We start from the raw sequence: 5,032 nt of genomic DNA on the forward strand, positions 1-5,032 counted from the left end.
TGGCGCGATCAGCAGCCCAGGCGTCTCACCCTAACCTGAAATGACTCTATCGGGTGTCGCTCCCAGCTTTCGGGCCTGATGACTCAGATGGATTCAACGGTTTGAAAGACTTGGCTACGCTGGACGCGCTTTCCCCTCAGAGGGCAGGGCTTTTGCTACTTGGGATAGATCCCCTTGTTTGCAGAGGTCATGCACAGGGTAGCTGCCGAAGAGCTTCAAGGTTTCAGCAATTGATTCCAGCGCCGCAACCACCTCGGCATCCAAATAGGGTTGGCCGATAGGGTTCTCCAAATCGACAAAAAAGACATACGTCCCTGCCGATTTTTTGGTGGGGCGCGACTCAATGCGAGACATATTCAGGCCTCGCTCCGCAAACACTTGCAGAGGTTTCAGCAGCGCTCCCGGCACGTTGTGGGGCAGGCTGAAGGCCAAGGAAGTATGGGATCCCCCCGGAGAAGCAGGATCGGCAGAGGTTTCACCCTGTTGACCGGAACGCGAGAGCGGCGCACGGCCAATGACCCAAAAGCGGGTGCAATTGTCGGGGTGATCGTTGATCGGGCAGGCCAAGACCGGCAGTTGGTAGAGGGTGGCAGCTCGTTCTGAGGCGATGACGGCGGCGCTGGGCTGCTCCTGCAGGCGATCCAATTCTTCGGTGGTCGAGCGGGTTGGGATCAAAGTGGCCTGGGGCAGATGGGATCTCAGCCAAGCCTGACATTGGGCCAAAGCTTGCGGGTGGGAGTAGACCTGCTCAATTTGCTCCAACCGCGAGGCACGTCCGATGAGGGCATGGCGAATGGGCAGGATCAGCGCCTGCCGGATCCCTAGCCCCTCCAGTTGCCAGAGGGCGTCTAAGGTCATCGAGACCCCCCCCTCCACCGAGTTTTCCACCGGCACCACCGCCCATTGTTGCTGGCCGGCAGCTACCGCCTCTAGACAGGCGCTGATCGTTGGATAAGGCACTAAGGGGTGGGATCCCTGGCTGTGCAGGTGAGGCTGCTCAGGGCAGGCCAGCAAAGCTGCCAACTCTGTGTAGGTTCCAGCAGGGCCAAGAAAGGCCACCGGCGAAGGGGAAACGTTCGCGCCAGCGGAGCGCAGCTCCATCAGAGCCATTCCTTCAATTGTCGCTAGGGGCCAGTTCTAACTCTATCGTCTCGGCGTCGCGCAGCAGCAAAGGACATTCAGGCTCCGGGCAACGGGGATTGGCCGCCACCTTGTCCATGGCCTTCACCACCTCCAATCGGATCAGCCTCTGCAACTCCTGATCCGCTTGAATGGCTTCCAAAGTGTGGAGAGAGCCGTGAAAACTGGTGGCGTAGCGAGGCTGGAGGTTGTTCAAAGCCAGGGCGGCAGCATCGTTACAGAATTTCTCGCAGAAGCAGTAGCGCTGTTGACTCTCCATCAGCAGGATTTCATTGACCATCTCCAGAACAGCCCGTTCCATTTGATTTTCCAGGCTCTTCAGAGGCTTATGTTGCTCCGCCATCGCTACCTCCCAATGGGAACCGAATCCGCCGCCAAGTCACTGTTTTCAGTGATCAGGAGTGCCCTCGATTACCTTCGATGCTGCTCTACTCTCTGTTGACACGTCAAGTCAAGCCCTCTGCTGCCGACGCGAACAGCCTCTGGCCCGCTCCTATCCGTGCTTGAGGCAATCCAATCTGTCGTGTCAGGCATCATCAAAACCCAGAGAATTAACCAACACTCTTGGCAGACGGGCAGAAAGTCCACACAGCAACTCATAGGGAATAGTACCCAACTGATCGGCCCAACCCTGCACAGATAAACCCGCATTTGCCAGATTGGGGCCCAGCAGCTCCACCACATCCCCCACCTGGATATCCGGCCTCTCGGTTACATCCCACATACATTGATCCATCGTGATCGTGCCCACCTGTTGGATCAAGCCGCCGCGCACCCATCCTCGCAGCCAGCCGGAAAGCCGCCGTGGGATCCCATCCGCATAGCCGATGGCCAGAGTGGCAATGCGACTGGGGCGAGAGGTGATGTAGCGATGTCCATAGCTCACTCCGGTCTGGGCAGGCACAGTTTGGATGTGGGTCAGCCGCGCCTTGAGTCGCAGAATCGGCTGCAGACCCGGCAGTTGCAAGTGGGGGGCAGGGGACAGGCCATAGAGGACCAACCCCAAACGCACACGGGAGTAGTGGAGATGGGCCAGAGCGGCGGCTGAGTTGTCCAGATGCAGCGCCGGCAAGGGATCCCCGGCTTGGCGGATCTGTTCCACCACCTGGGCAAAGCGGGCGTGCTGCTGTTCCATGACCGGAGAATGGGGCTCGTCCGCCGTCGCCAAATGGGAAAACAAGCTACAGCCTTCCAGCTCCGGGATCCGACAAATCTGCCCCCACACGGCTGCAGCTTCCTTCCAGGGGATCCCCAAACGGGTCATACCCGTATCCACGTTGACATGCACCGGGATGGGTCGCCCGGCCCAACGGGCTACCTGGCGCATCAGCGGGATTTGCTCTGCACAGGTGAGGCTGACCTCCAACCGGGCTGCCATGGCCTGCTGTAGTTCTGCCCAGGTATTCAAAGCTCCCAACACCAGAATCGGAGCCTGCAGCCCCGTTTGCCGCAACTCGATCCCTTCGGCCAGGGTGGCCACACACAGCCCCTTGGCCCCAGCCGCAACAGCCACGGGAGCCACCAACTGCGCCCCATGCCCGTAAGCATTGGCCTTCACCACCGCCCAGATCTCGACGTTTGAGCCTAGGCGCCTCTGCAACAGCCGCAGGTTTTCTCGCAGCTGGGCTGCGTCAATTTCCACCCAAGCCCGACTGGTCAACAGCTCCAGGTCGATGGCCCAATCCAGCTCCGCCAAGGAATTGGCCTTCTGGGATCCCTCTCTCCAAGTATTGCCCTGCACTCCCAGAGCAGCTGCTCTCAAAGTGCCCTGCGCCGCCGGCGCGACCGGTTCTCGATTCACCGTTCACCCCCCACACCCAAAACCCGTCCTGATTAGATTTAGGTTTAGCGCAAAGTCCACTCCGGCGCCATCCACAGCAACGGCACGTCTGGGATCCCAACAGCCTCGTTGCTCTCCAACAGCCGGCCCAGCCAAGCGGCTTGCCTTTGCGAGGACAGTCCTTGGCTTAACAGGCGTCGCAGTACTCGTTGGAAGCCCTCTCCCTCACCCGCCGGCGACAAAGAGGGATCCCCGGTCATGCGCCGCAGATCCTCCACCGCTTCGGTGTAGCCCCCCAAAGCATCCACCAAGCCCACCTCCACAGCTTGCGCCCCGGTGAAGATGCGTCCATCGGCCAATTGTCGCACCCGGTCTTCATCCAAGCTCTGCCGTCGCGCGATCATCTCTGCTTCCAGCACCTCATCTGCCTTTTCTGGCAAGTGCTGGCGTCCTTGGGCCACATCGCGAATGAACTGCTCGAGGGTATCCTCCACCAAGTTTTGCAGAAGGCGCTGCTCTTGAGGAGTGGCACTGCGGAAAGGAGAGAGAAGGTCTTTGTACTCGCCGGTTTTGAAGGTCTGCGGCTCTATGCCGTAGTTCTCCAGCAACTTACCAAAGCTGAGGCCGCTGATGATAACCCCTATGCTGCCGGTCAGGGTGCCAGGGTTGGCATAGATTTTGTCGGCAGCGCTGGCCACGTAGTACCCCCCACTGGCAGCAATGTTTTCTAGGATAGCGATCACCGGCTTGTCCGCCTCGTGCAGAGCAGTTACGGCACGGTAGAGTTCCTGGCTGGATCCCACAGCTCCGCCGGGACTGTTGATGCGCAGCAATACAGCCTTGACAGAGGGATCCCGTGCTGCCTCCCGCAACTGTTCCACAGGAGAAGTGGGCAGGCCTACCAAAGTCGAACCCCCTGGGCCGCCTATCGTTCCTTCCAGGGTGACCACCTCGATGCGCTCCGCCCCCCGTGCAGCCTCTAGGCCAACCCCGCCTCGGGTAGGCTCTGGGGCAGGGCGCGTGCCCCCGACAATGGCCGCAATAAGGCAGACGACCAGCAAAGAAGCCGCCAAAATGCGGTTAAGCTGAGTTTCTTGTGTCACAGGCCCCTCAATTGCCACTGACTCCGTTCTACCACCCCGCGGGCTTCCTGGGATGCCGGGCAACAAAAGGCTGAGGGCCGAGCAAACCCCACTGTTGCTTCCCCCCGGTTGAGCCATCCAAACTATTGACAAGGATCCTCCCCTTATCTAGTATGGGATCCCAGCACTTTTTACCAATAAGGCAGCTTCTACAGGCTGCAGGTGTAGAATGGAATAGAAAGTTGGATCCTTGAGCGGATTCTGACCTGAAGCAAAGTAAATCGGGGCTTTAGCTCAGTTGGTAGAGCACTTCAATGGCATTGAAGGGGTCAGCGGTTCAAGTCCGCTAAGCTCCATTGATTGTGAGTTGGTTATAATCCAACAGCATCCGAAGCCTGGAGAGTTTCCGGCAGGCCAGGGTTCTGGGACTCTTCAACCCTGGAACCTGCGAAGCTCACCAAGACGGTTAGCCCCGGCGAATTGACAGGCCAAAGGTTCGCCAGCAAGAACCAGGAGCAAAAAAACAGCAGTGGAACAAGGGATCCCCAGCCTTTCCCACAATTCACACCGATGGTGATATCGCTCCGTTCCAATCCAATGTCTTCGACCCAGCAATCTGTGGCCTCGTGGGAAACAGGCAAGGCATAGCGGCAAACCCGGTCATGGTTGCCCCTCTCCCTGGCGGCGGATCAAGAAGCGGATTTCCTGAAGGAGAACCTCAAAGCGTTGATCCGATTCAGCCTGCCGCTGCCTCAATTCTCTCAGCTCCTGCCGCAATTCTCGCACTTCCTGCCTTAACTCCAGGACGACTTCGGCGAGACGCCCTGAAAGGGTCTGCAAGGCAAGCTGAGCATCGGTAACCTGGGCAACTGTATCAGCCACCTTGGTCACAGCTTCGGCCAACTGGACAAATCGCGTCTCAATCTCCTCATTGGTCATGGCCGGGTGTGTCTTGCTTGGCTAATGATCAGCTCATTCTACCCTGCACGGTATGGAGTGTCACTGATACATTCACGCTGAACTCTCCTGA

5 protein-coding genes and 1 tRNA gene are annotated in these 5,032 nt (G+C 58.8%); 1 reads left to right on the plus strand and 5 read right to left on the minus strand.

What is annotated here, in order from left to right; genetic code table 11:
- Positions 1 to 114: 114 nt before the first annotated feature.
- The 4 genes from pheA to sppA form a co-directional block, all read right to left on the minus strand.
- Positions 115 to 1,101, minus strand: a complete 987-nt coding sequence (gene pheA, locus NW815_RS11065) for a prephenate dehydratase (protein WP_414389260.1) — start codon at positions 1,099 to 1,101, stop codon at positions 115 to 117.
- A gap of 13 nt (positions 1,102 to 1,114) precedes the next feature.
- Positions 1,115 to 1,483, minus strand: coding sequence for a late competence development ComFB family protein (locus NW815_RS11070; RefSeq protein WP_414389257.1), 369 nt, complete (start codon positions 1,481 to 1,483; stop codon positions 1,115 to 1,117).
- Positions 1,484 to 1,666: 183 nt separating this feature from the next.
- Positions 1,667 to 2,941 (minus strand): alanine racemase, encoded by a 1,275-nt coding sequence (gene alr / locus NW815_RS11075; RefSeq protein ID WP_414389256.1) that lies wholly within the window; start codon positions 2,939 to 2,941, stop codon positions 1,667 to 1,669.
- Between the two features lie 44 nt (positions 2,942 to 2,985).
- Complete coding sequence (gene sppA / locus NW815_RS11080) at positions 2,986 to 4,023, minus strand: signal peptide peptidase SppA (RefSeq protein ID WP_414389255.1); 1,038 nt, start codon at positions 4,021 to 4,023, stop codon at positions 2,986 to 2,988.
- A 262-nt stretch (positions 4,024 to 4,285) separates the two neighbouring features.
- Between sppA and NW815_RS11085 the strand changes: the two genes are divergently transcribed.
- Positions 4,286 to 4,358, plus strand: a tRNA-Ala gene (locus tag NW815_RS11085).
- A 304-nt stretch (positions 4,359 to 4,662) separates the two neighbouring features.
- On the opposite strand, the gene NW815_RS11090 is transcribed toward NW815_RS11085, so the two are convergent.
- The gene (locus NW815_RS11090; RefSeq protein WP_414389252.1) at positions 4,663 to 4,941 is read right to left on the minus strand and encodes a hypothetical protein; all 279 of its coding nucleotides are present in this window, start codon (positions 4,939 to 4,941) and stop codon (positions 4,663 to 4,665) included.
- Positions 4,942 to 5,032 lie beyond the last annotated feature (91 nt).

The sequence above is a fragment of the Synechococcus sp. R6-7 genome, assembly GCF_047461695.1.
Lineage (GTDB): Bacteria > Cyanobacteriota > Cyanobacteriia > Thermostichales > Thermostichaceae > Thermostichus.

Coding starts and splice junctions, on each gene's coding strand:
- NW815_RS11090 (WP_414389252.1), bottom strand. CDS start 4,941: ATGACCAATGAGGAGATTGAGACGCGATTTGTCCAGTTGGCCGAAGCT.
- pheA (WP_414389260.1), bottom strand. CDS start 1,101: ATGGAGCTGCGCTCCGCTGGCGCGAACGTTTCCCCTTCGCCGGTGGCC.
- NW815_RS11070 (WP_414389257.1), bottom strand. CDS start 1,483: ATGGCGGAGCAACATAAGCCTCTGAAGAGCCTGGAAAATCAAATGGAA.